Here is a 24,695-nt window from a genome sequence, read left to right as displayed (position 1 = left end):
CACGCTAAGGCAGGGCGAGGCAGGCAGGGGGCAGGCGAGAATGCGCTGGTTGGCGGGGCTCGGGATGGCGGCGGCGGCGATGCGGCCCGGCCTGGCGGAGGCCGCGGGCGGGGTGAGCGGGGCGGAGCTGTCGCTGGCCTGGTCGGTGCCCTTCATCGGCATCCTGCTCTCCATCGCGCTGCTGCCGCTGGTCGCGGCCTCGATCTGGCACCACCACTACGGCAAGATCGCGGCCCTCTGGGCGGGCGCGCTGCTGCTGCCCTTCGCGGCGGTCTTCGGCTTCGACGCCGCCTGGTATGAGCTGATGCACATCGTGGTGCTGGAATACATCCCCTTCATGGCGCTGCTGCTGGCCCTCTACACGGCCGGCGGGGGCGTGCTGCTGAAGGGCACGCTGGTCGGCACGCCCATGACGAACACCGCGCTGCTCGCCACCGGCACGGTGCTGGCGAGCCTGATGGGCACCACCGGGGCCGCCATGCTGCTGATCCGCCCGGTGCTGCGCGCCAATGCCTTCCGCAAGCAGAAGACCCACACCTTCGTCTTCTTCATCTTCCTCGTCGCCAATATCGGCGGCAGCCTGACGCCGGTGGGCGACCCGCCGCTCTATCTCGGCTTCCTGCGCGGCGTGTCCTTCTTCTGGCCGACCACGCACCTGTTCGGCGAGTTCCTGACCTGCGCGGTGATCCTGCTCGCGGTGTATTGGGTGCTGGATACGCTGGCCTGGAAGCGCGAGAAGCCGGTGCCCCCGGTGAGCGAGACGAAGGAGCCGCTCTCGATCGAGGGCTGGGCCAATGTCTGGCTGGTGGTCGCCATCGTCGCCGTCGTGATCGCGATGGGCTATGTGAAGCTCGGCGACATGAAGCTGCTGGGCCAGACCATCGCGATCGAGCGCGTGATCGGCTGTGCGCTGTTCTTCGGCATCGCCGGGCTCTCCGTGGCTCTGACCTCCAACGCGCTGCGCGAGGCCAATGGCTTCGCCTGGGGCGCGATCCTGGAAGTGGCGAAGCTCTTCGCCGCCATCTTCATCACAATGGCGCCGGTGTTGGCCATCCTGCGCGCCGGCAGCGCGGGCGCGGCCGCACCCCTGGTGGCGCTGATCTCGGACGCCAATGGCGCGCCGATCCCCTGGGTGTATTTCTGGATGTCGGGCGCGCTGTCGAGCTTCCTGGACAATGCGCCGACCTACATCGTGTTCTTCGAACTCGCGGGCGGCGACCCGGCCCATCTGATGACCCAGGGCGCGCTGACGCTCGCCGCGATCTCCTGCGGCGCGGTCTTCATGGGTGCCAACAGCTACATCGGCAACGCGCCGAACTTCATGGTGAAGGCCATCGTCGAGGAGAACGGCGTGCGCATGCCGAGCTTCTTCGGCTATGTCGGCTGGGCCATGGTCTTCCTCGTGCCGCTGTTTATCCTGGTGACCTTCCTCTTCTTCGTGTGAGGCCCCGATGCCCTATGTGATCGCCGATGACCTGCCGCATGAGCCTGCGGGCCTGCGTTTCCGCGCGCTGCTCGACCGGCCGCAGATCCTGCAGATGCCCGGCGCGCATCTGGGCATCGCTGCACTGCTCGCGAAGAAGCAGGGCTTTGAGGCGCTCTACATGTCGGGTGCCGCGATGAGCGCGACGATGGGCCTGCCGGATCTGGGCATGATCACGGTGGATGAGGTGGCCTTCTTCGTCCGCCAGGTGGCGCGCGCGGGGGGCCTGCCCATGCTGGTCGATGGCGACACCGGCTATGGCGAGGCGCTGAACGTGATGCACATGGTGCGCGTCTTCGAGGAAGCGGGCGCCGGTGCGGTGCATCTCGAAGACCAGCTCCTGCCCAAGAAGTGCGGGCACCTGAACGACAAGAAGTTGGCGGATGCGCGCGACATGGCGGCGAAGGTCGCGGCCGCGCGCAAGGCGCGGCGCCACCTCTACGTCATCGCCCGCACCGATGCGGTGGCGAGCGAGGGCATGGACGCCGCCATCGACCGCGCGAAGATGTATCTCGAGGCGGGCGCGGATGCGATCTTCCCCGAGGCGCTGACGACGCGCGAGATGTTCGCCGAATTCGCTCGCCGCATGCCGGGCGTGAAGCTGCTCGCGAACATGACCGAGTTCGGCCGCACGCCCTTCCTGACCGCGCAGGAATTCCAGGACCTCGGCTACGCCATGGTGATCTGGCCGGTGAGCCATCTGCGCGTCGCCAACAAGGCGATGGGCGAGCTTTACGCCGCCATCGCCAAGGATGGCGGCACGCAGAACATGCTCGGCCGCATGCAGACCCGCGCCGAGCTCTACGAGACCATCGGCTACCACGCCTATGAGTCGCTGGATTCCTCGCTGGTGAAGACCATCATTCCCCAGGGCATGCCCCAGGATAAGTGAGGAGAAGCATCATGTCCGACGCGAAGCCCGAACCCGTCATCGCCCAGCGCGCCCCCTTCGCCGTACCCGTCGAGGCCGGCAAGACCTATTGGTGGTGCAGCTGCGGCAAATCCGCGAAGCAGCCCTTCTGCGACGGCAGCCACAAGGGCAGCGGCATGACGCCGGTCTCCTGGACCGCCGACAAGGACCGCACCGCCTATTTCTGCGGCTGCAAGCACACTGCCGGCGCGCCGCTCTGCGACGGGAAGCACAAGGCGCTGTAAGGCGGTACCCGTCCGTTCGGACGGGGGGACTCCGCCGGAATCGCGGTTCTAGGGCGTGATTCCCTGTTCCCTGAGGAAAGCGCCGACCAGGGCAGCGAAGGCGGCCGGGCTGTCCTGCGTCAGGCGGTGATTGGCGCCGGCCAGCCTGGCGAAGCGCGCCTGCGGAATCTCCCTCCGTGCTCGCGCCATGGCATCCGCGCCGATCACGGTGCAGTTTTCGCCGTGGAAGAGCAGCGCCGGCTGGGTCACCCGCAGGCGCGGCCACAGATCCGCGCAGAGCGCCCGCTGCGTCTCGGTGATCGCCGTCCGGTCGTAGCGCCAGGCGAGCCGGCCATCCGCGCGGCGTTCCAGCGCAGTGTCGAGCCATTGCTCGGCCACCTCGACCGACCAGGCCTCCCGGAAGGGGGTCTCCGCCAGGGCTTCCGCGCGATCGGCGAAGCCCCGGTCATGCCGGGCCACCTGTTCGAGGAAGAGCTCGAACACATCCGCACGCAATGACACCGCGGCATCGCCCGCCGCGATCGCCACCACGCGGTCGGGCAGGCGTGTGGCCAGCATCAGGGACAGCGTGGCACCTGTTGCCTGCCCGATGACCGCGAAGCGCTGCCAGCCCAGCGCATCGACGAAGGCGACGAGGTCCTCGACATGCTCCTCCAGGCTGCCCTGCGTGCCCGGCGGCGCCGGCGTCTCGCCCAGGCCCCGGTAGTCCGGCACCGCCAGCGGGTTGGGTGGGTCGAGCAGCGCCAGCACGAAGTCGAAGATGCGCCGCGTCGTACGGTTCGCCGTGAGAAAGAGCAGCGGAAGCCCCGCGCCGCCACGCCAGGTGAAGGCCATCTGCACCCCGGTGGGCAAGGCGAGGCGCCGCATGGCGTAGCGCGCATCGAGCGGCGCGCGCAGCTGCAGGCCATCGAAGGCCTGGCCCGGGAGGAAGGTGGCGGTGGCGCTGCTTTGCATGGCGGATTTCCTTGGTGCGGGCTGATGGCCGCGCCTGCGCGCCCATCAGATCGCAGCGTCGCGCCCGCTTCAACCGTTTCCGGCTGCGGCCCTTCGCTTCGCCACCTGCGCCATCGCATCCAGCGCGTTCAGGAAGCGCGAGCGGTCGGCGTTGCCCATCGGCGCCGGCCCGCCGCCGATGCCGAGCTCGCGCAGGTGCTGGGAGACGGCACGGCCCGCCAGCGCCGAGCCGATGTTGTTCTCGGTCCAGGGATGGCCCTTGAAGTTGATCGCCTGCGCGCCCTTGGCCAGGCAGCGCGCGGCGAGCGGGATGTCGGCGGTGGTGCAGATATCCGTGGGCGTCGCGGCCTCGGCGATCCAGTCATCCGCCTTGTCGGCGCCATCGGTCACGATGACGATCTGCACGAAGGGCAGGCCCGGCGGGCGGATGGGGCGTGAGCCATTGCTGACCAGCACCACGCCGAAGCCGAGCCGGCCGGCGACGCGAAAAATCTCCTCGCGCACCGGGCAGGCATCGGCATCCACCAGGAAACGGGGTGTGATCACCGGACCGGCAACTCGACCGCGTAGCTGTCGAGTGCCGGCACGGCGCGGATCAGGCGGCGTTCCGCCAGGAAGCGCGCCATGCGCTCGTAGCGGTTGCGGTCCAGCGCGCCGGGGCTGAGCGAGAAGCGCGGCAGCGTGCTGGCCCAGGCGCGGCGGTTCAGCTCATTGTCCAGCTCACGCCGCGGGCCGGCGATGAACATGCGCCAGCTTTCCTCCGGATTGTTCACCAGGAAATGCGTCGCCGCCTCGGTCGCGTCGATGAAGCGGCGCAGGATCGGATCGCGCGCGCGGTCGCGATGCGCGATGTAGATCAGCTCGTCATAGGCCGGCAGGCCGTGCTGCTCGGGGAAGAAGGCGCGGCCGGGCCGGCCCTCGATGTCGAGCTGGTGCAGCTCGAAATTGCGGAAGCCGCCCAGGATCGCATCGACCTGGCCCGACATCAGCGCGGAGGAGAGCGCGAAGTTCACGTTGACGAGGCGGATGTCCGACAGGCGCAGGCCTACGCTTTCCAGCATCGCGCCCATCACCGCTTCCTCGAAGCCCGCGACGGAATAGCCCACGCGCCGGCCGCGCAGATCGGCAAGCGTGCGGATCGGCCCGTCGCGCAGCACCGTCAGCGTCGAGAGCGGGGTGGCGATCAGCGTGCCCACGCGCACCAGTGGCAGGCCCTGGTCCACGGAGAGATGCAGGTTCTTCTGGTAGAAGAGCCCGATATCCCCGCGCCTCGCCCCGATCAGCCGCGGCGGATCATTCGGATCCGCCGGGGCCACGATGCGCACATCGAGCCCCGCGCGGGCGAAATCCCCGCGCTCCTGCGCCACGTAGATCGGCGCATGGTCGGGGTTGATGAACCAGTCGAGCAGCAGCGTCAGCGGCTCGCGCGCCGCCTGGGCGCGCAGGATCGAGGGCGCGGCCAACAGCGGCAGGGCCGCCAGCAGGGAACGGCGCAACATCATCGTTTGGACTCCGGTGAGAAAAGACTGTCGGGCTGCCAGGGGATCGCGCGGCGCAAGGCCGCGTCCACGCTGAACCACAAGGCAAGGGCCATCAGCGCCAGCACGAAGAGCGCGGCGAACATCACATCGGTCTGGCTGCGCCCATTGGCGTGCAGCATGAGGTAGCCAAGGCCGGCACTCGCGCCCACCCACTCGCCCACGATCGCCCCGATCGGCGCCACCGCCGCCGCGACGCGCAGGCCCGAGGCCAGGGCGGGCAGGGCGGCCGGCACGCGCAGGCGCCACAGCGTGGCCCCCGTGCCCGCCCCCATGGTCTGCGCGAGGTCGAGCAGCCCCGGATCGGTGCGCCGCAGCCCGTCATAGAAGGCGGTCGCGACGGGGAAGAAGATGATGATGGTCGCCATTGCCACCTTCGAGCCCATGCCGAAGCCCAGCCACAGCGTCAGCAGCGGCGCGATGGCGAAGACCGGCACGGCCTGGCTCACCAGCAGCAGCGGCAGCAGCCAGCGCCGCCCGCCGCGCCAGGCCATCAGCGTGAGCGCCATGGAACAGCCCAGCAGCGTGCCGAGCGCGAGGCCGGCCAGCATCTCCGTGCCCGTGACCAGCGCATGGCCCGCGATGCTGTCGGCACGTGCCAGCAGCGCCTGGGCCACGCGGTCGGGCGCGGGCAGCAGGAAGGGCGGCACATCGGTCAGCCAGACGAAGCCCTGCCAGAGCAGGATCAGCCCGGCGGCGGCCAGCACACCGCGGATCACAGCGCGGCCTCCGCCAGATTCTCCAGCAGCGCGGCCAGGGCGGCGAGCAGCGCGGCATCCCCGGCCGGGCGCGGCGCGACGCCGGGCGGCACCGGGTGATCCTCCGGCCGCGCCGGGCGGCCGCGCAGCACGAGGATGCGGTCCGCGAGGCGCAGCGCCTCCAGCGGGTCATGCGTCACCAGCAGCAGGGTGCGCCCGGCCAGCAGCCGCGCGGCCAGGCCCTGCAGCCTGTGGCGAGTCGGCGCATCGACGGCGCTGAAGGGCTCATCCATCAGCACCACGGGCCGGTCTTCCATGAGGGTGCGGGCGAGGGCCACGCGCTGGCGCATGCCGCCGGAAAGCTGGGCGGGGGATTTCGCGGCATCGGCGGCGCTCAGCCCGACGTCATGCAGCAGGGCCCGCGCGCGGTCGAGATCCGGCCGCTGCCCGCGCAGATGCGCGCCGATCACCACATTGCCCAGCACGTCGCGCCAGGGGACCAGCAGGTCCTGCTGCGCCATATAGGCGATGCGCCCGGCCAGCGGGGCGGCATCCGCGGCCTGCACCGCGCCGGGATGCGCGAGCAACCCCGCGACCAGCCGCAGCAGCGTTGACTTTCCAGACCCCGAGGGCCCGAGCAGCACCGTGCAGGCGCCGCCCGCGACCTCGAGGGTAAGCGGCGCCAGCACCGGGTGGCCCCCCAGCGACAGGCCCTCAGGCAGGACGATACGGAATCCCGGCGCGGGAGCAGCAGGCACAGACACCGTTCCCTTCGCCGGCATGACCCGGATCAGGTTCGTGGGGTCGCGGTCGCCCGCCTCTCAGCCCCCGATGGGCTCCCCCCGATGACGCCGCGATGTATGGGGCGCCCGCCCCGGGCTGTCCAGAGGCGCTGGGCGCGCCAATATCGGCGGCATGCGACCCCTTCTCATCGGCTCGGAGATCTATCGCGGCTCGACCTATGGGCCGAAGCATCCGCTGGCCATCCCGCGCGTCTCCACCACGCTCGACCTGATCCGCGCCCTGGGCTGGGTGGGGGAGGGGCAGTACCGCGACAGCCCGCGCGCCACGCCGGAGGAACTCGCGCGCTTCCACACGCCCGCCTATATCGCGGCGCTGATGCAGGCCGAGGCGACGCAGCGTGTGGACCCCGTGCACCGCGAACGCCACCGCATCGGCGCCGATGGCAACCCTGTCTATCGCGAGGTTTTCTCCCGCCCCGCCACCTCGGCCGGCGGGGTGCTGCTGGCCGCCAGGCTGACGGCCGAGGGCGGCGTGGTGCATGTGCCTGGCGGGGGGACGCATCACGGCACGCCCGATCGCGCCAGCGGCTTCTGCTACGTCAACGATGCCGTGCTCGGCCTGATGGAATGGCTCGACCAGGGGCTGACCAACATCCTCTATGTGGACATCGACGCGCATCACGGCGATGGCGTGCAGGACGCCTTCCATGACGACATCCGCGTTTTCACGCTCTCGATGCATGAGGAAGGTCGCTGGCCGCATACCGGCAAGCTGGAGGACCGCGCCGGGGGGCATGCGCGCAACCTGCCCGTGCCGGCGGGGCTGAACGACACTGAGGCGCTGTTCCTGCTGGACCACGTCATCCTGCCCATCGCGCGCCTGCTGCGCCCGCAGGCCATCATGATCCAGGCCGGCGCCGATGCGCTGGAGGAAGACCCGCTCGCGCGCCTGTCGCTGTCGAACCTGTTCCATCGTCGCGCGGTAGCGGGGCTGATGCCGCTTGCGCCGCGGCTGATCCTGCTCGGGGGCGGTGGCTACAACCCCTGGTCCGTGGCGCGCTGCTGGGCGGGGCTCTGGGCAACGCTGAACGAGTTGCCCATTCCCGCCCGCCTGCCGCCTGCGGCCGAGGCCGTGCTGCGCGGGCTGAACTGGTCGCGCGCGGCCGGGCGAAACCCGCCGGAGCATTGGTTCACCACGCTCGCCGATGCGCCGCGGCCGGGGCCGCTGCGCGAGGTGGTGAGGCTCATCGCCCTCGCCACGCTGCGCGATCTGGCGGAAGGACCGCGCGCCGTGCCATCCTGGATGGCATGATGCTCCGCCGCCCCCTGCTCGCCGCCCTCGGCCTCCTGGCCGCCCCCGCAACCCTGCGCGCCCAGCCCGGCATCGACCGGCCGCAGCCCAAGCTGCCGATGGAGCGGATGGTGATCGTCACCCGCAACGGCACGCGGCACGACTTCATGGTGGAGATGGCGCTCACACCCGAGCAGCAGACGGTGGGGCTGATGTTCCGCCCGAGCGTGCCGGCGAATGAGGGCATGATCTTCGACTGGGGCACGCCCCGCGAGAGCAGCATGTGGATGCGCAACACCATCACCTCGCTGGACATGGTGTTCATCGCCGCCGATGGGCGCATCCACCGTATCGCCGAGCGCACCGTGCCCCTGAGCCTGACGCCGATCGACAGCCGCGGCCCCGTTCGTGCGACGCTCGAGTTGCAGGCCGGCATCACCGAGCGGCTCGACATCCGCGTGGGCGACCGCGTGCTGCACCGGATGTTCGGCTCCCAGCCTTAGCGGCGGCGCCCTGACACGGGCGCAATCAGCCCCGCAACAATCGAAACCGGGCTGAAGCGGGGCAGGGCTTCCGCGCCATCGCCGCGTTGCACGGCGTCACCAGGATGATCCTCACAGAACGGGTGGCAGCGCGCCGCCCGCCCGCAGGAGGATCCCATCATGGCCGCGCCCCGCAACGCCGCTGATCACGCCTACAATTCGCGCCTCTACTACATCGAGGGGCTCGACTACAGCGACGACACGCTCATGGACAGCATCATCTCTTTCTTCTCCGCCGATCTCGGCCTGTCGCGCCAGGGCGATTTCGGCGATGACGACATGTATAGCGGGGCCGAGGATGACAGGCTGACCGGCCTCGGCGGCAACGACACGCTCAGCGGCTACGACGGCGATGACCTGCTCATCGGCGATTTCGACCACGATTTCGATGCCGAGGGCGTGCTGCTGCCCGGCGGCGATGACCGTCTGGAGGGCGGCGCCGGCGACGACGCGCTCTATGGCGGCGCCGGCAACGATACGCTGCGCGGCGGCAGCGACGACGACACGCTGGTGGGCGGCCATGGCAATGACGATCTCGATGGCGAGTCGGGCACGGATCTGCTGGCTGGCGGCCACGGCAACGACACCTATCGCCTGCGCCAGGGCGACACGATCGAGGAATGGTCGAACGAGGGCACCGACACGGTCCTGCTGATGGACCGCACCAGCTACACGCTGGGCAGCAGCCTCGAGCACCTGGTGATGGTGCAGTCCGGCAACGGCAACCTGGTGGGCAACACGCTCGACAATCGCCTCACCGCCGGCACGGGCGCGGATACGCTGCGCGGGGGCGATGGCGATGACACGCTCGAGGGCGGACTCGGCGCCGACAGCATGATCGGCGGCAGCGGGGACGATACCTACGACGTCTGGGATGTGGGGGACCGCGTGGTGGAGGTCGCTGGCGGCGGCAATGACACGGTGCGTGTCAGCCTGGGCAGCTACACGCTGGGCGCGGAGGTCGAGAACCTGCTCTCCATCGGCGCCTATGGCATCACGGGCACGGGCAACGCGCTCGGCAACACGATGATCGGCAATGCCGTGGCCGACCAGTTGTACGGTCTTGGCGGGGCCGACGCCCTGATCGGCGAGGGCGGCAATGACAGCCTCTGGGCGGGTGCCGACAATGACTGGGTTTCGGGCGGCGCGGGCGTGGACTGGCTGTATGGCGAGGCCGGCCAGGACACGCTGCTGGGCGGGGCCGACATGGACTGGCTGTTCGGCGGCGATGGCCATGATGCGCTCGATGGCGGCGAGGCCGGCGACATCCTGCAGGGCGAGGCCGGGGATGACAGTGTCACGGGCGGGCTGGGCAACGACTCCCTCTTCGGGGGCAGCGGCCAGGACACGCTGCGGGGCGGCGAGGGCGCGGACCGGCTGCGCGGCGATCTCGGCGCGGATGCGCTGTTCGGCGATGCGGGGGCGGACCGCTTCATCTACGGCAGCGCGGCCGACAGCAACCTCTCCGGCCGTGACACCATCATGGGTTTCGAGCGCGGGGTGGATCTGATCGATCTCTCGCTGATCGACGCCAACGTCCATGAGGCCGGCAACCAGGCCTTCTACACACCCACGCCCAGCGACTTCTTCCGGTTCGGCGGGGAACTGACCTTCAAGTCGGTTCTCGGCGGTACTCTGGTCAGTGGCGATCTCGACGGGGATGGCGCGGCCGATCTGTCGATCCTGGTGAGTGGCGTCTGGGGGCTGAGCGCCGGCGACTTCATCCTCTAGCGTTGCGCCTGTCGACGCGGCGCGCGGCTCTGGCTAGAAAGGGGCCGCCGGGTGGGGCCTCCCGCCCGGGGTTCGGGGTGTGGCGCAGCCTGGTAGCGCGCCTGTTTTGGGTACAGGAGGTCGTCGGTTCGATTCCGGCCACCCCGACCAACCAACCTCTTTTGATCGCCTGTGCGTGCCGATGGCGTCGGCCGTCCAGACGGGCCTTGGTCCGATTGGCGGTTGAGGCTGACGCCAGGTGCGCGGCGCTCGGTCGCGTCGAAGAGCAGTCCCCTGGTAGCGATGTGCCGCCGCCTTCCAGGCAGATGGCACCGGCCGGGATCTGCAGGCAGCACCTTCAGCTCGCAGGCTTGGCGCGGCTACCGCGGACCGATGCTTGTCCTGAATTCATCCATGGGCGTCGGCCGGTGCGGGAGCGCCGTGGCGAAGGACGCCAGCGGCCGCGCGCGGATGACCGTCACCTCGGCACCCTCATCCGGGGCGAAGGGATCTTCTCCGGATCGCGACAGGTGCGGCCCCTGACCGAACATCGTGACGGACGAGGCGAGAGGTGCTTCCGCGGGCGCGCGGAAGGCGAGGCGCAGCGCCTCGCGCCGCTGGCGCTGGTCGGCATCGCGCACGAACAGCGCGGGCAGCGCCGCCGCGATCCGCGCCGCCAGCCGCGCCGGCTGCGCCCGTTCCTCGGCCGTGGCGATCACCTGTTGGCGCGCATAGAGCCGATAGGGAATGCGGCAGGGCTCCACCACCGCCGAGAGCAGCGGGCGGCGCAGCTGGTCCAGCCAATAGCTCCATTCCAGCCGCACTTCCTCCGACGCGGCCGCGGCGCCGGAGAGCAGCACCAGCATCGCGTCGCTCTCCTCCATCGCCGCCTCGATCTGCTCGCTCCAGTCGAGCCCGGCGACCAGGCCCTGGTCGAACCAAGCGCTGAGCCCTGCTTCGGTGAGTCCCGCCGCCAGTTGCGCGGCCAGGTCCGCCTGCTCCCGGGCATAGCTGATGAAGATCCGGCAGGGACCAGCCGGGGCGCCGAGGAAGGCCTGGCGCAGCGCCTGCGCGGCCTCAAGGCAGGTCGGGAAGCGTTCGGCGGGGTCGACACTCAGCATGCGCGCAATCACCGCCTGCGCGCCGCGCGGGGCGTCGGGGCGCAACTGGTGGCAGGGCGGGTAGGGGCGGTGCTTGAGCAGGTGCCGCCCCGTGGCGCGCGCCGCGCGATCCTGCGGTGGCGCATCCTGGCCGAAGGGCAGGCGCCCCGTGATCGCCTGATAGGCGGTGACGCCCAGGCTGAACTGGTCATAGGCGGGCCGAGCCTCCATGGGCACGGCCTCAGCCAGGAAGGCCTCGGGCGGGATGTAGGGGTCGGTGCCCAGGATGCCCTGCCAGTTCGCCGCAGCGTCGAAGGGCGCCGCAAGACCGAAATCGCACAGGCAGCCGCTGCCGGCGCCGCCAAGCAGGATGTTCTGCGGCTTCACGTCGCGATGTGCGATGCCCGAGGCGGCGCAATGGTCGAGCGCGCGCGCCACATCCTCGAGCGCGCCGAGAAGGGTGGCGATGTCGAGCCCGGGATCGGCCAGGGTGCGTGGCAGGAACGGCATGACGAAGCTGACCCCGTCGCTGACCTCGAAGAAATCGTAGATCGGCACGATGCCCGGATGGCTGAGTGTGGCGAGGCATTTCGCCTCATGCACAAGGGTGCTGCGGCGGCCGGCATAGTCGCTCTCGGCGCCGTCGCGGGCGCGTGCGACCTTCAGCGCGACCTGACGGCCGAGATGCCGATCATGCGCCGCCACAATGCGGCCATGCACCCCTTGCCAATGCTGGCCCGTGAGGCGGTATCGGCCCGCGGCGCCCTCTGTGCTCATCGCGCTCACCTGCCTGACGCGCTGCTGCGGCAACATCTTGCCATGCCGATGCGCGGGCGCAATGCGTTCGGATCAAGGAGCGGCCCTGCTCGATGCGGCAAGCGCCGCGAGCCACTGCGCGACATCGTCGCCTGCCAACAGATCCTCGCCGAGCAGCAGGCGCGACGGGGCCTCGCCCCTGGTGTCGAGCCACCAGACCGGCACGCCCTGCCTCCGCGCATGCTGCACCATGGCGCTGGTGCCGGCGCGCCGGCCGGTGACCTCGCCATCCCAGATCGCGATGACCAGATCCGCCCCCGACACGACGGCATGGCCCGCGGCCTCGTAGCCCGGGACCGGGTCGGGCGCGTGGCGATGGGGCAGCACGGTGACCCGCGCGCTGGCGGCGAGCAGGGCGCGGAATTCTTCGACGCATGCGGCTGGCGTCACGCCCGGCGTCACGGGCGCGTGGAAGTCGGCCTCGTATTCCAAGGCAGGGAAGGGCAGCAGCGCCTCCACTGCCCAGCCGGCAGCCAGCGCACGCTGCGCTGCGAGCCGATCCGCACCCTCCGCAAGGGGGGAGAGCAGCCAGCCGGGGCGCGCGAAGGCGGCGAACAGAGCGTCCAGCTGCGCGGCCAGCACAGGTCGAGCCTGCGACGGGATCAGGCGATTGCCGGTGACGCCCAGGCACTGCATGGCACGCTACACTGGCGCTGCCAGCGCAAGCAGGGTCCGCACCTGGTTGCGGTCCTTCTCCTGCTCATCGGCCGATAGCGCATCGAAGTCGCACAGGCTCGGATGCAGCAGGCGGGCATCGTCGCGCCGGGCTGCGTGGCGCCAGCCACGGTCGATGCGGTCGGCCATCCAGCGGCGATGCTCGATGCGCGCCATGAGCTCGAGCGTCGCATCATCCGGCACCTCTCCGCGCTTCAGCCCGGCGGCGGCGAGCAGGATCGGCAGATGCGCGGTTGAGGCGCGGTTCGCGTCGCGCAGCGTCTCGGGCAGGGCGTCCCAGGCCGCGAGGCTTGCCGATGAACCGGGCGGCAGCGTCCGCGCCGCGTCCTGGTAGGCGGCGTGCAGCGCGATCGCCATCGCCTCGCTTTCGCGATCGAGCACGCGGGCGATGCTCTCGGCGCGCAACAGGCCGCCGAAGGCGAACAGCTTCGCCAGCCGCGCCTCCCCGATCGCTGCATCCCCGAGGGCCGCAAGCAGATGATCTTCGCGCGATTGGCGCACGAGGATCGGCGTGTCCTCGGTGAGCCCCATCACGCAGCCCGGTCGGCGCAGCGCGAGGGCGGTGCCGAGGCCGGGGGCATCGGCCCGCAGCACCACGGCCAGTTGCGGGGGCACCTGCAAGGCACGCCATTCCGCCACGGCCTCGGCCACTGGCAGCAGCGCCGCGCCCGCCGGAAGCACGGCGAATTCCACGACGAGCTCCAGCTCCGGACGCTCCAGGCGCCAGGCGGCAAAGGCGTTCACCTCGGCGGGGGCGAGCACCAGCGTCAGCAGCGGACGCTGCCTCGGATGGTCCTGCGCGGCGATGACGAGTTGCATCAGCGATTGCTGCCAACGCCCGGTGAGGCCGAGCACCAGGATATGCGTGCGCGCATCAAGGTCCGCCTTGCGGAATACCGGCGCATGCCGCGCGAGTTCGAGCCGAAGCCCCTCGCGATCCGGGCAGAGCCGGTGGTAGCGCAGCCCGGCCGCGCGCGAGATGCCATCCAGCGCCGCCTCCAGCTCGCTTGCCAGGTCCTCGGCGTCCACCAGCACGGCCAGCGCGAGCGGTGGCAGGCCGGTCTTGCGCTTGCGGGCAGCGATGAGGGCGAGCATGGCGATGTTGAGGTTCGCCACGTCATCCTCGCCGGTGATGAACAGCGCGGCCGCGTTGGCGATACCGATGGCGGCGAGCGTGGCGGGCTCGCGCGGGTCGCCCTCAATGACGGTGAGGCCCAGCCCCTCCAGCGTCTCGCGCCGCCCGGGATCCATGGCCGGGCCGAGAATGACAACCTGCCGCTCCCCCGCCTCGGCCAGCTTGCGCAGCGCGCTCGCGGTCAGCTGCTCGGCACCGCAGACGATGATGTGGTGCTTCGCATTGGGCATCAGCGCCAGCCGCGCGGGCCGCGTCGCCGCGCCGATGACGATGTGCAGCGAGGCGGCGAGCGCCGAGATGGGCATCAACAGCCGCGCGACATGCAGCTGCCAAGGCATGGAGCCATCGAACTGCGTGGGGAATTGCAGCGTGATGAGCTGCAGCGTGCGGAACAGGGTGTTCGCATAGCCCGCGAGGCCGCTTGCGGGCGCGTGGATCGCCCAGCCCCAGAGGCCGAGCGCGAAGGCGATGGCGGCAAACAGCGCCTGCGCCAGCGCCGCATGGGGGCGCCAGCGCTGGGCGAAGCGCGCCAGGGGCCGGGTGAGGCGATGAAGGGGCGTCACGCGGCGGCCTGCGTCAGCGGCGGCAGGCGGGGTGCGGGTGCGGTCATTCCGGGGCCTGGGCGACGTCTGCGCAGGCAATAGCGGGGGCGGCGCGGCCTTGGCAATCGGCGATGCGACCGCGATGGCGCAGGCATCGCGCGCAACTAAGCGCTTGCGCCAATGATCCGCCGCGGCATCATTGGCGGGAACGGGGAGGTGCTGCGGATGTGCCGTTGTTCCACCACCATCGTAGGGCGAGGCGGCTGAGGGCATGGGGCCGCTGCCTTGCCCGCCGGCCATGCCGCGCCCGGCCTATCGCGTCGGCGTCTTCGGACCGGTCGGGGCAGCCGCCGGCCCCGCCGCCGCGCAGCTGGACCGCGCGCTGCGGCGCATCGCCGCGCCGCTGATCGCCGCGGGGCGCGAGAGGCCGCTGCTGCGCCTCGTCACCAGCCTCGAGCCCGGGCTGGGCGCGGAAGCCCTGCACGCCGCGCAGCGCCTGGCGAAGGACCCCGCCTATGCCGGGCTGATCGACCTGCAGCTCGACATAATCCTGCCGCATGACGCCGCGCTGGCGCCTCTCGCGCCGCTATTGGCGGCGGCCGAGGCCAGCGGCATCGCGCAGCACCCCTTCATCCTCGATGGCGACGCCACGACCACCGACCCCACCCAGCGCCAGCGGGCACGGCGCGAGGTCGCGCGCTGCATCATGCGCAACAGCGACCTGCTGGTGGTGCTCTGCGACGGCTTCACGGTGAGCGGCGGCTCGGCCGAGACCGAGCTGCTGCGCCACGCCGCGCGCTTCGGGCCGAACCTGCTCTGGCTGTGCAATGCCGGCGCGCCGCCGCGGCTGGTCGCCGACATGACGCAGCTGCTCAACGCGCATGAGCCGCGCCCGCTTGCCACGACGCCCGCGGAGAAGGCGCATCTCGCGCGCATCTTCCCCGCCGAGGGCCATGCGATCTGGCCGCGCCTCTCCGCCGAGGTGACGCGGGCGCTGACGCCGCCGGGGCCGCAGCATGCGCACCCGCATGGACTGATGGAGCGCGCCCTGGTCTGCCTCTGGCCCGGCCGGGCGCATCCCGACGCTTACGCGGATTTCCTGCGTGAGCAGGATCACACCGGCAAGGGCCTCTGGGCCGCCTATGGCCAGGCGACGACGCTCGCCGCGCGCCCGCCCGGCCCCTGGTCGCCGCTCTGCTGGCCGCGCCATATCTGGGTAGCCCTGGGGGTGATCGCGCTGCTCGCCCTTCTGGTCGGCAGGCCAAGGGACGGGGTGGAGGAGGTCCTGCCGCTGCTCTTCGCCCTTGGCGGCGTCTTCGCGCTGCTGGCCGTGCATGTGCGCAGGACCAGCCCGATCGCGGGCGGCTACGAGGCCTGGCGCCCGCCCGTCCGCGTGGCACTCGCCCTCGGTGCGTTGCTGCTCGCCTTGCCGGGCTTTGCCGAGGGGCGGCCGGACCCCGTGGGGCTCGCGCTCGGCGCCCTGCTTGGCCTCCTCGCCTGGCGGCAGGGGCCGCCACGCCCGCCCTTCCGCGTGGCGGACCCACCCGAACTGCCGGGCAAGGACGAGCCGTGGTTCGCGGCCTATCATGCGCCGGATCACCTCGCCATCGCCTATGCCAATCGCTACCGCTCCAGCTACGTCATCGTCATCGCGCTGATCGCCCTGGCGCTGATCGCCGCCATCCTCGGTCTGGCCTGGAAGGACGCGCCGGGGGCGAAGCTGCTGGTGACGATGCTGGAATTCGTGCTCCTGCTCGGCATCGCCGGCTTCGTCGCGGCCACGATCATCGGCCGCTGGCAGGAGCGCTGGGTCAGCTACCGTCTGCTCGCCGAGCTCTGCCGCAAGCAGGAGGCGCTGGCGCGGCTCGGCTGGAGCCTGCCGAGCTTCGAGGTCGCGACCGCCCTGCGCGACGGGCTGTCGCAGGGCGGCTGGGTGGGCTGGCACTTCAACGCGCTGCTGCGCGCCACGCCGCTGCCGCCCAGCGATTTCAGCCCTGCCGGCAAGCTGGCGCTGCGCGCGGCCGTGATCGGGCAGTCCGACGCGGCACGCGAGCGGGATCGCGGCCTGATCCAGGGCCAGATCGAGTATCACGCGCAGCGCAAGGGCCGCAGCGCGCGCATCGCGGCAAGCTGGGCCGCCTGGGGCGAGATCGGCTTCCTGCTGACCACGCTCTGCGTGTTCGCCAAGGTGGCGCTGAAGGGGACGCCGGAGGGTGCGGCGCTCGACCCCTGGCTCGGCCTGCTGGCGGCCGCGCTGCCGGCGGCCTCCGCGGCCTTCTTCGCGCTGCGTGCCTATTCCGAGGAAAAGCTGATGAGCGAGCAGGCACGCGCCATGCAGGCCGACCTGGAGGAGGCGAAGCTGACGCTGGAGGCGCTGCCGCTGCATCGCCCGCTGATGTCGCAGGAACTCGGCCTCGCGACCTTCGAGGTTGCGCAGCGCATGCTCGCCGATGTCGCGGGCTGGGCGCAGCTGGTGCGCGTGAAGGTGGTGGAAGCGGGATGAGCGGCACGATGCCCCGCCTGATCGTCGCCGGCGATGTGGTGCAGGACCATCACCTCTATGCCGGCACGCGCGCGCACCTCACCGACACGGCCGCGCGCGGGACGCTGGCGGTGGCCGAGCCGGGCGGCGCGGCGTTGCTGCATCGGCTTCTCACGCGGCTGCTGCAGGGGGCGGCGGAGGTCACCCTCGGCGCCGATGCCGCCGCGCCGACCCTCGCGCATGCGGTCTGGGCACCGCGCCCCTTGGCCGGCGGCAAGCCAGGCGCACAGGTCTGGCGCACCATCCAGCCGCTCGGCTTCGGTGGCGAGGACGCGGCAGCCCCGCGGGTGACGCCGCTGCCGACGCCCGATGTGCTGGTGCTCGCCGATGGCGGCTTCCGCTTCCGCCACGCCACCCATCGCGCCGCCTGGCACCTGCCCGAGGGCGCGGCAGCGCCGGGCTGGATCCTGCTCAAGACCGCCGCCCCGGCGGCGCAGGGCGAACTCTGGCAGCACCTGCTTGCGTACCATGCCCAGCGCCTCGTCGTGCTGCTCGACACCGAGGATCTGCGCGGTGAGGCGCTGGGCATTCCCCGCGGCCTGTCCTGGGAAAGCACGGTGCTCGGCCTGCGGGCGGCGCTGTGCGGCACCCATCGCGTCGCGGGGCTGCGCGCGGCCGCGCATCTGGTGGTGACCTGCGGGCTGGATGGCGCGCTCTGGCTCGATGGCAGCGCCGGCGCGCCGCGCGCCCTGCTGGTGCATGACGCCGGCGGGATCGAGGGCGAGTGGCTCACCCGGCAGGAAGGCGGCGGGCTCGGCTACCAGACCGTCTTCGCCGCCGCCCTCGCGCAGCGGCTGGCGGGCACCCCGGCCGGCGCGGCGCTGGATCTCGCCCCGGCGCTGGAGAACGGGTTGCGCGTGGCGCGGGACCTCGCCCGGCTCGGCCATGGTCCGGTGGAGGCGGCGAGCCCACCCAGCGGCTTTCCCGTCGCGCGCCTCGCCGCGCTGCTGGCGGAGGGGCGGGGCGATTTCGCGCGCAGCGCCATTCCCTGGCCGGCGCCGGGCCAGCCCGCGCCCGCCGAGGATCGCCACTGGACCTTCCCCGAGGCGGCCAACCCCGCGGCCGCCCAGCTCGGCCTGGCGCGCGACCTGCTGCGGCGCGGGCAGGCCGCGCTGCGCCGCCTGCCGCATGCCCGCTTCGGCGCGCTGCTGACCGCCGATCGCGCCGAGATCGAGACGCTGCGCCACCTGCGCGCAAGGCTGCGCGCCCACGCCGCTGATCCGCGCCCGCGAAGGCCGCTCAACATCGGTGTCTTCGGCCCGCCCGGCGCGGGCAAGTCCTTCGGCGTGAAGGAACTGGCGCGGGAGGTCTTTGGCGAGGGCGCCTGGCTCGAATTCAACCTCGCGCAGTTCGAGGGGCCTGCCGATCTGCACGGCGCCTTCCACCAGATCCGCGACCGCGTCCTGGCCGGGCGCACGCCGATCGCCTTCTGGGACGAGTTCGACAGCCAGTCGCTGCGCTGGCTGCAATACCTGCTGGCGCCGATGCAGGATGGCAGCTTCCTCGCCGGGCCGCTGACGCATGGCCTGGGCAAATGCGTCTTCGTCTTCGCCGGCGGCACCAAGCCGAGCTTCCAGGCCTTCGCCACGCAGAGCGATGCCGATTTCATCGCGCGCAAGGGCCCGGACTTCGTCAGCCGGCTCGACGCGCATCTGGACGTGGTCGGTCCCAATCCGCGGGACGGCGCGCCAGATCCGGGCATGGCCCTGCGCCGCGCACTGCTGCTGCGCGGCCTGCTGCGCCTCGGCCCCGACGAGAAACTGCCGGTCGAGGAAGGGCTGCTGCGCGCACTGCTGCAGGTGCCGCGCTACCGCCACGGCAGCCGCTCGATGGAGAAGCTGGTGCAGGCCCTGGCCCGCGAGCCCGGCCAGGGCCTGCGCCGATCCGACCTGCCGGCGCTGCCGCAACTCGCGATGCATGTCGATCCCGAGCACTTCCTCGCTTTGCTCGACGCCCCGGATCCGGCCGCCACGGCGCTGGGCTCGCCCGAGGCGCTGGAGCGCGTGGCGGCGGCGATCCACCACACCTGGCTGGACCTCACGCAGGCGAAGGGCGGCCCCCCCACGCCTGGCTTTGCCGCCGCCTATGCCGCGCTGCCTGAAGCCGCACGCGCGGACAACCGCGCGGCGGCCCGGCGCATGGGCGCGGTGCTGTCGCTGGCCGGGCTTTCACTGTGTCCCGCGCCGGGGCTGCCCGAGGCCATACTGGCCGAGGCGCTGGCGGCCTCGATCGAGGTGCTGGCCGAAGCCGAGCATGATGGCTGGATGGCGCAACGCGCCGCGCATGGCTGGCGGCTCGGACCGCGTGACGATGCCGCGCGACTGCACCCCGGGATGCGCCCCTACGCCGAGTTGCCGGAGGCCGAGAAGGAGAAGGACCGCAACGCGATCCGCCACTATCCGCGCTTCGCCGCCACGGCCGGGCTGGGGATCGGCTGGCTGACATGAGCGGCGCGGCGGGCATCCCCGAGATCCGGATCTTCATCTGCTCCTCGGGCGATGTGCAGCCCGAGCGCGACATCGCGCTGCAGGTGATCGCCCGGCTCGAGGCGGAGCTCGGCGGCCTCGCGCGGTTGATTGCCTATCGCTGGGAGGATCTGCGGGACCGTTTCGCCGCGGAGCCAACATGGCAGGCGAATATCGAACTGCCCGAGCGCTTCGACATCGTGCTGGCGATCCTCTTCTCGCGCATCGGCAAGCCACTGACCGAGGGCGAGTATCGCGGGTTGATGGCGCAGACCGCGCAGACAGCGGAAGAGGCGGCGCCCACCGGCACGCAATTCGAGATCGAGAACGCGCTGGCGGGCCACGCCGCGCGGGGCCGGCCGTTGCTCTGGACAGCGCGCAACGAAGCGATTCCGGGTCACGAGCGCCTCCCGACGCCGCAGCGCCGGGAGGCGCAAGGGCAGTACGACGCCCTCGGCGCCTATCTGGAGGATCTGGCGGCGCGCAACATCGTCATCCAGCGCTACGGCGAAGGCGCGTTGCGCGCCCAGCAATTGGCGAGTGGAGGGCTGGGGGCCTTCGCCGGACTGCTCGATACGTGGCTGCGGCAGGCGCTGGACGAAAGCTTCGGGCTGCGCCTCACCTGGTCGGGCGATGCCTATGTCGGCCTCAGGCCTTTCGCCCCCGATCAGGCGCCGATCTTCTTCGGCCGCCATGCCAGCACGGCGGAGGCGCTCGGCCTGCTTGAACGCGCCGGGGATGCAGGCCGGCCGCGGCTGATGCTGGTCACGGGCCCCTCCGGCGCCGGCAAGTCCTCTTTCGTCAGGGCAGGGCTGGTTGGCGCCCTCCCGGGCTTTCCCCTGATGCGCCGGGATGTATCCGGGGCCGGAGCACGGATCGCCCCCTGGGTGACGCTGGTGCTGCGCCCGGCCGAATTGCAGCCCAGCCCTGCGGTGACGCTGCTGCGGCGCCTCGATGGGGTGTTGCCGATGGCGCCAGGGGCGCTGGCCGATCTTGAGGCCGGCCTCGCCGCCACCACCTTCGACACGCCGGCGGCGCGGCTTCCCCATCCCCTGGCCGAGGCGCTACGCGGGCAGGTGCAGGCGACCCTGCTGCAGCACGGACCCCATGCGGGGCTCTTCGTGGTGCTCGACCAGCTCGAGGACCTGTTCGCCACGCCCGATCCGCCGGCCGCCCGCGCCCTGCTCGCGCTGCTGCGGGCCCTGGCCGAGGCGCCTGCCGGCAATCTGCGCGTCGTCGTGGCGTTGGCCGACCAATGGCGCAGTGAATTGTCCGCCGAGGGGCTGGAACCGCAGCTCGAAGGTGCCGAGCATTTCGCCCTGCCGCCGCTCCGCCCCGGCGAGTTGCGGGAGGTGATCGAGGCCCCCGCCCGTCGCGCGGGCCTGCGCTTCGGGTCTGCGCCGGATGGCAGGCCGCTTGATGAGGTGATCCGCGAGGATCTGCAGGACCTTTCCTTGGCCGCCCAGGCGCCGCTGCCGCTGCTCCAGGCCGCGCTGCGCCAGTTGGAACGGCAGCGTGAGGGAAGGGTGCTGACCCATGCCGCCTATCGCGCCATGGGTGGCCTGCGCGGCGCCATCGAGGCCCATGCCGCCGACGCGCTCGGCCCCTGGGAGCAGGGGGCACGGCGGGCCGTTCTGGAGAGGCTGCTGTTCCACCTGCTGCAGCGCGACCCGCAGCAGCGCGTCGTCAGCCGCCTCGCTCCGCTGGCCGAGCTGGAGGCCGATCCCGAAGTCTGGGCCTGCGCGCAGCACCTGATGGCGGAGCAGACGCGGCTGCTTCAGGGCAGCGGCGAGGCGCGCGCCGCGACGGTGCGGTTGCTGCATGACGTGCTGCTGGAGCAATCCGCCACCCTGCGGGACTTTTTGGCGCGTGAGCGCGAGAACATCCTGCTGCTGGAGCGTCAACGTGACGCCGCCGCCGCCTGGGCGCTCGCCCAGCGTCCTGGCCTGCTGAGCGGCGACCAGGAAGGCCTGGCGAAGCTTCCCGCCTTGATGGATCGTGCTGGTGTGCCGGCGGACGACGTGCTGCGGCGCTTCGTCGCCGCCTCGCTTCAGGCCATCGCCGCGGCCGAGCGTGCGCGACGCCGTCGTGCGCGCCTCGCCATTGCGGCCGCGGTGGTATTCGCTGTGCTGGGCGTGGCGGCGACGGGCTTCGGCCTGGTGGCGCTGGAACAGCGGCGCGAAGCAACGGCGCAGCGAAGCGCGGCGCAGGCGCAGGCGATCCGCTTGGCCTTCGCGGGCGATGATCCCTTCAGCGCGCTCCGCCTCCTGACCGTGGCGCAGGAAGAGGGCGCGATGGCGCCCGACAGCGACGAGGCAATGGCCTTGCGCTTCTGGGCGCCGCTGATGGTGCCACGCGCGGAAGCGCTGGCGGCCTTGCCGGAACGGGAGGCGTTCCATTGGCGGCGGCGTAGTTACCTGCGACAGGGCCAGGCGGGGGCCGTACTGTTGCCGAATGAAAGGGCGCACTTCGCGGCCTGGACCGAGGACCAGTCCCATGTCCTCCTGCATGACGAGCAGCGTCGGCTGAGGGTGATCCGTCGCGCGGGCATGGTGGAGCAGGCGTCTTTCGACCTGCCGGATGTCACGCTCACCGGCGCGCTGTTGCCGCGTGCACCGGCGGCCGGTTGGCTCCAGGGTGTCTGGCAGACGGGGTTCAGCGCAGGCTCGCAGCAGCAGGTCGCCTGGGCCTTGGACCTGGCGCGGCCGGCCGCTGGGTTGCTGCCGATGCCCATCCCCTACCTCCCGCCCTCGGAGGTCGCGCCGGCGGCCTGCACCGCGCCGCGGCTGGAGCTTGGCCTGGAGAGGCTGCGCCTCGCGCCCGGGGGTGACTGGGCCTTCGCGTTGCATGGCGGCGGTCATGGCCGGCGCGAGCTGAGCGTGCATTGGCTCGATGGAAGGCCGGGCCTGCGGCTCTGGCCGGTCGAGACCGCGCTGGCGGGACCGGATGGCACCCATCTGCTGGTGTTGAACGGCGAGGGCGTTGGCGTTGCCCCGCCGCGCCTTTTCCATGTGGCCGCCGGCGACCGGGAGGGCACGGCGCTTCCCGCCGCTGGCGCGACCGATGCCGTGTTCGCGCCGGATGGTGCTTGGCTTGCGCTCGCGGCCGGGCCGAGGCTGGTGCTGGCGCCGCTGCGCGGTGGGGCGCCTCGTATCCTGGCGGAGGATCTGCGGGCCGCGAGGCTGGCAGCCGATCCGCAGGGGCGCTGGATCGGCGTGCTGGACGGCGCCTGGCGGTTGCGCGTCTTCGACGTGCCGAGCGGGCGGCAGCTTGTTGATATTCCCGCCGCCTTGTCGCCGGAGGAGGCCTATCCCCTCGCGCATCAGGGTCCCGAGCCGGATGATCTTTCCGACCCCCGCGAATCCGCCCCCCTGTTGAGCCTGGACAGTGCTTCCGGGCTGATCCTGCTTCAGGCGCCGGCCAACGAGGCGCGTATCTGGCGGGTTCGGGACCGCCAGGCCGAGGAGGTCTTTCGGGCCGACGCCGAGGACAACCTCGTGCTTCGTCGCTTCGCGCTGCTTGACGGGGGCCTCCGCCAGGCTGTCTGGACCGAGGCGCGCGTGCGCCTTGCCGACGCGCTGGGCGGCACCGTGCTGCTCGAACTGCCGCAGGGGCCGGATACCACGATCATCGCCACGCCCGCGCTGGATGCGCTGATCTCCGTATCGCCAGCGACACCGGATCGGCTCGGCGTGATGGTGCATCGCCCTGGCACCATGGCGAGCATGGCCCGGTCGCTCCCCTGGCCGCAGGACCGTGCGGCAAGCTACTCGGTCCAGGAAGGGTGGCTTTTGCAGCATCTCGAGGACGCTGTCATGGCGATGCCCGTGGAGCCGCTCTTGCCGGCCCGTCGCCTTGCTCTGCCCCGAAGACAGCGGGCCGACGCCATGCATCTTCGACGCTTGCCGGAGGGCTTTGCGCTCGCTCTTCCGGCCTCGGGCATGCTGCTGCGCCAGGCCCAGGGCCGCACCGGCGGGACCGAGCGTCGCGACGTGCCGTTCACGGTGAACCGCCGCCTGGACCTTACCGTGTTTCCGCCGGCGATGCTGCCGGCGGAGCGGGTGCCCGACGTCCCGGACAGGCGGCCCTTCGCCGCAATGCAGGCCTGGGCCGATGCCTGTCTCAAAGCTGGCGATGCCAGCGCCCTGGCCTTTCCCGCGCTGCGGGCCGAAGCCGCCTTCTGGTCGGAGGAGGCGGCGCCTGAAACAGTCGAGCGATCCTTCCCCGAAGATAATGTGGCGGCCCAGGGGATCGTGACATCCGCCCTTGCCGAGCGGGGGCTGGTCCCGGCCCAGGTCGATCCGGGGTTGGATTTTCTGCTGGGCTCGGCAAGGGGCGTCGTGCAGCACGCCGTCGCGGGCGGCCAATTGCTGGAACTGGACTCCCTGAGTTATTTCGGCCGCGCCGGCGGCGTGGCCTTGCTCGGCCTGCCGGATCGCGGCACGCCCCGCCTCTACACTCAGAATTTCAGGACCGATTTGCGGGATTCGCTCTTCGCCATCGATCCATCGCGTCGCTGCGTCCTGATCGCGGACACCAACGCGCTTGGCGGAACGCCTTTCCGTGTGCTGCGCGTGCCCGAAATGGCGGTGGAAGAAGCGGCCGGTCCCTTCCCGGGCGGCGCGCTCCGCCTCTTCGACATGGTGGGCGATGACCTCGCCATCGCCAATTCGACCGGGCTGATCGCCTTCTACCGCCGTGCCGCGGGCGGCTGCGCCTATGTCCCCGCGGGCGCCCCTGTCTTCCTGCCCCTGGCCGGCGAAATCGACAGCCTTGGTTTGGATGAGGAGGCGCCACCCGCGGCCGGACGCCACCAGTTGCACGCCATCCGCCTCGCAGCGCCACGGCACCTACTGGCTGCCGGCAGCTTCGGGCTTCTGGCGCTGGGGCTCGACGATCGGCAGCTTGCCTGGCGCCTGCCGCCACTGGCCACGGGGCGTGCCAGCATCGCCCTCTCGCCGAATGGGCGCCTCCTGGCCGTGGCGCAGGGCGGCGTGGTGCGCCTGCATGCCGCCCGCAGCGGCCTGCCGCTCAGCCCGGCGATCGACATCAACGATCTGGGCGAACCGCCACCCGCGCTTCCCGCGCAGGAGGGCAAGGCGGAGTCGGCGAGCGAGCAGGCACGCCCCTGGTCCATCACGCGCGTCGACGTCGCCGATGACGGGACGCTGGAGGTAGAGCGCCATGATGGCGCGGTGCTGCGGCGCATCCTTCCCGCCGCGCCGCTTCCGCGCCCCGCCGATCTTCCCGGCCTGATCGCGATGGACTCCGCCGGGCGCGCCCTCACGACGCTCGAAGAATAGGCG

General features: G+C 71.5%; 17 protein-coding genes, 1 tRNA gene and 1 riboswitch. Of the genes, 10 read left to right on the top strand and 8 right to left on the bottom strand.

What is annotated here, in order from left to right; translation table 11 throughout:
- Nucleotides 1–40: 40 nt before the first annotated feature.
- The 3 genes from AC2D9U_RS01165 to AC2D9U_RS01155 are packed head-to-tail and all read left to right on the top strand — an operon-like array spanning nt 41 to nt 2,638.
- Entirely contained in the window at nt 41–1,444 is a 1,404-nt protein-coding gene (locus tag AC2D9U_RS01165) for a sodium:proton antiporter (RefSeq protein WP_484745595.1), read from the top strand.
- A gap of 7 nt (nt 1,445–1,451) precedes the next feature.
- Nucleotides 1,452–2,375 (top strand): methylisocitrate lyase, encoded by a 924-nt coding sequence (gene prpB / locus AC2D9U_RS01160; RefSeq protein ID WP_484745593.1) that lies wholly within the window; start codon nt 1,452–1,454, stop codon nt 2,373–2,375.
- Nucleotides 2,376–2,386: 11 nt separating this feature from the next.
- Nucleotides 2,387–2,638, top strand: coding sequence for a CDGSH iron-sulfur domain-containing protein (locus tag AC2D9U_RS01155; protein ID WP_484745591.1), 252 nt, complete (start codon nt 2,387–2,389; stop codon nt 2,636–2,638).
- A gap of 48 nt (nt 2,639–2,686) precedes the next feature.
- Here the strand turns inward: AC2D9U_RS01155 and AC2D9U_RS01150 are convergent, their stop codons facing one another.
- The 5 genes from AC2D9U_RS01150 to AC2D9U_RS01130 form a co-directional block, all read right to left on the bottom strand.
- Entirely contained in the window at nt 2,687–3,592 is a 906-nt protein-coding gene (locus AC2D9U_RS01150; RefSeq protein WP_484745588.1) for an alpha/beta fold hydrolase, read from the bottom strand.
- A gap of 69 nt (nt 3,593–3,661) precedes the next feature.
- Nucleotides 3,662–4,138 carry a YaiI/YqxD family protein gene (locus AC2D9U_RS01145; RefSeq protein ID WP_484745585.1) on the bottom strand — a complete coding sequence of 159 codons (477 nt, stop codon included), beginning with the start codon at nt 4,136–4,138 and terminating at the stop codon, nt 3,662–3,664.
- Nucleotides 4,135–5,091, bottom strand: a complete 957-nt coding sequence (locus AC2D9U_RS01140) for an ABC transporter substrate-binding protein (RefSeq protein ID WP_484745583.1) — start codon at nt 5,089–5,091, stop codon at nt 4,135–4,137. The genes AC2D9U_RS01145 and AC2D9U_RS01140 overlap by 4 nt, the downstream gene beginning before the upstream one ends.
- On the bottom strand, nt 5,091–5,846 hold the full coding sequence (locus AC2D9U_RS01135; RefSeq protein WP_484747311.1) for an ABC transporter permease: 756 nt from the start codon (nt 5,844–5,846) through the stop codon (nt 5,091–5,093). Before AC2D9U_RS01135 ends, AC2D9U_RS01140 begins: the two co-directional genes overlap by 1 nt.
- A complete protein-coding gene (locus tag AC2D9U_RS01130; protein WP_484745580.1) occupies nt 5,846–6,586 on the bottom strand; it encodes an ABC transporter ATP-binding protein in 741 nt (246 codons plus the stop codon). The genes AC2D9U_RS01135 and AC2D9U_RS01130 overlap by 1 nt, the downstream gene beginning before the upstream one ends.
- A riboswitch (TPP riboswitch) is annotated at nt 6,578–6,681 on the bottom strand. (Overlaps the previous gene by 9 nt.)
- Before the next feature lie 62 nt (nt 6,682–6,743).
- Between AC2D9U_RS01130 and AC2D9U_RS01125 the strand changes: the two genes are divergently transcribed.
- From AC2D9U_RS01125 to AC2D9U_RS01110, 4 genes are all read left to right on the top strand, one after another.
- Complete coding sequence (locus AC2D9U_RS01125; protein WP_484745579.1) at nt 6,744–7,883, top strand: acetoin utilization protein AcuC; 1,140 nt, start codon at nt 6,744–6,746, stop codon at nt 7,881–7,883.
- Nucleotides 7,883–8,365 carry a DUF192 domain-containing protein gene (locus AC2D9U_RS01120; protein ID WP_484745577.1) on the top strand — a complete coding sequence of 161 codons (483 nt, stop codon included), beginning with the start codon at nt 7,883–7,885 and terminating at the stop codon, nt 8,363–8,365. Before AC2D9U_RS01125 ends, AC2D9U_RS01120 begins: the two co-directional genes overlap by 1 nt.
- Before the next feature lie 159 nt (nt 8,366–8,524).
- Nucleotides 8,525–10,135, top strand: coding sequence for a calcium-binding protein (locus AC2D9U_RS01115; protein WP_484745574.1), 1,611 nt, complete (start codon nt 8,525–8,527; stop codon nt 10,133–10,135).
- Between the two features lie 73 nt (nt 10,136–10,208).
- A tRNA-Pro gene (locus AC2D9U_RS01110) sits at nt 10,209–10,285 on the top strand.
- A 209-nt stretch (nt 10,286–10,494) separates the two neighbouring features.
- On the opposite strand, the gene AC2D9U_RS01105 is transcribed toward AC2D9U_RS01110, so the two are convergent.
- The 3 genes from AC2D9U_RS01105 to AC2D9U_RS01095 form a co-directional block, all read right to left on the bottom strand.
- Entirely contained in the window at nt 10,495–11,991 is a 1,497-nt protein-coding gene (locus tag AC2D9U_RS01105; RefSeq protein ID WP_484745570.1) for a protein kinase domain-containing protein, read from the bottom strand.
- A 72-nt stretch (nt 11,992–12,063) separates the two neighbouring features.
- On the bottom strand, nt 12,064–12,666 hold the full coding sequence (locus AC2D9U_RS01100) for a hypothetical protein (RefSeq protein ID WP_484745567.1): 603 nt from the start codon (nt 12,664–12,666) through the stop codon (nt 12,064–12,066).
- 6 nt (nt 12,667–12,672) lie between these two features.
- Nucleotides 12,673–14,403 carry an NAD-binding protein gene (locus AC2D9U_RS01095; RefSeq protein WP_484745566.1) on the bottom strand — a complete coding sequence of 577 codons (1,731 nt, stop codon included), beginning with the start codon at nt 14,401–14,403 and terminating at the stop codon, nt 12,673–12,675.
- 277 nt (nt 14,404–14,680) lie between these two features.
- Here AC2D9U_RS01095 and AC2D9U_RS01090 point away from each other — a divergent pair, with 277 nt between their 5' ends.
- Genes AC2D9U_RS01090 through AC2D9U_RS01080 form a run of 3 tightly spaced genes read left to right on the top strand, consistent with a single transcriptional unit; the run spans nt 14,681 to nt 24,692 of the window.
- Nucleotides 14,681–16,885, top strand: a complete 2,205-nt coding sequence (locus AC2D9U_RS01090; RefSeq protein ID WP_484745565.1) for a hypothetical protein — start codon at nt 14,681–14,683, stop codon at nt 16,883–16,885.
- Nucleotides 16,886–16,893: 8 nt separating this feature from the next.
- A complete protein-coding gene (locus tag AC2D9U_RS01085) occupies nt 16,894–19,371 on the top strand; it encodes a RyR domain-containing protein (RefSeq protein ID WP_484745563.1) in 2,478 nt (825 codons plus the stop codon).
- A complete protein-coding gene (locus tag AC2D9U_RS01080; protein WP_484745562.1) occupies nt 19,368–24,692 on the top strand; it encodes an nSTAND1 domain-containing NTPase in 5,325 nt (1,774 codons plus the stop codon). The genes AC2D9U_RS01085 and AC2D9U_RS01080 overlap by 4 nt, the downstream gene beginning before the upstream one ends.
- The last annotated feature ends 3 nt before the right edge of the window (nt 24,693–24,695 follow it).

The organism is Roseomonas sp. TF40 (assembly GCF_057219975.1).
This window is presented reverse-complemented; position numbering and strand designations above follow the sequence as displayed.

Coding starts and splice junctions, on each gene's coding strand:
- AC2D9U_RS01165 (WP_484745595.1), top strand. CDS start 41: ATGCGCTGGTTGGCGGGGCTCGGGATGGCGGCGGCGGCGATGCGGCCC.
- AC2D9U_RS01080 (WP_484745562.1), top strand. CDS start 19,368: ATGAGCGGCGCGGCGGGCATCCCCGAGATCCGGATCTTCATCTGCTCC.
- AC2D9U_RS01140 (WP_484745583.1), bottom strand. CDS start 5,091: ATGTTGCGCCGTTCCCTGCTGGCGGCCCTGCCGCTGTTGGCCGCGCCC.
- AC2D9U_RS01125 (WP_484745579.1), top strand. CDS start 6,744: ATGCGACCCCTTCTCATCGGCTCGGAGATCTATCGCGGCTCGACCTAT.
- AC2D9U_RS01150 (WP_484745588.1), bottom strand. CDS start 3,592: ATGCAAAGCAGCGCCACCGCCACCTTCCTCCCGGGCCAGGCCTTCGAT.
- AC2D9U_RS01155 (WP_484745591.1), top strand. CDS start 2,387: ATGTCCGACGCGAAGCCCGAACCCGTCATCGCCCAGCGCGCCCCCTTC.
- AC2D9U_RS01115 (WP_484745574.1), top strand. CDS start 8,525: ATGGCCGCGCCCCGCAACGCCGCTGATCACGCCTACAATTCGCGCCTC.
- AC2D9U_RS01100 (WP_484745567.1), bottom strand. CDS start 12,666: ATGCAGTGCCTGGGCGTCACCGGCAATCGCCTGATCCCGTCGCAGGCT.
- AC2D9U_RS01105 (WP_484745570.1), bottom strand. CDS start 11,991: ATGAGCACAGAGGGCGCCGCGGGCCGATACCGCCTCACGGGCCAGCAT.
- AC2D9U_RS01120 (WP_484745577.1), top strand. CDS start 7,883: ATGCTCCGCCGCCCCCTGCTCGCCGCCCTCGGCCTCCTGGCCGCCCCC.
- AC2D9U_RS01085 (WP_484745563.1), top strand. CDS start 16,894: ATGCCCCGCCTGATCGTCGCCGGCGATGTGGTGCAGGACCATCACCTC.
- prpB (WP_484745593.1), top strand. CDS start 1,452: ATGCCCTATGTGATCGCCGATGACCTGCCGCATGAGCCTGCGGGCCTG.
- AC2D9U_RS01090 (WP_484745565.1), top strand. CDS start 14,681: ATGCCGCGCCCGGCCTATCGCGTCGGCGTCTTCGGACCGGTCGGGGCA.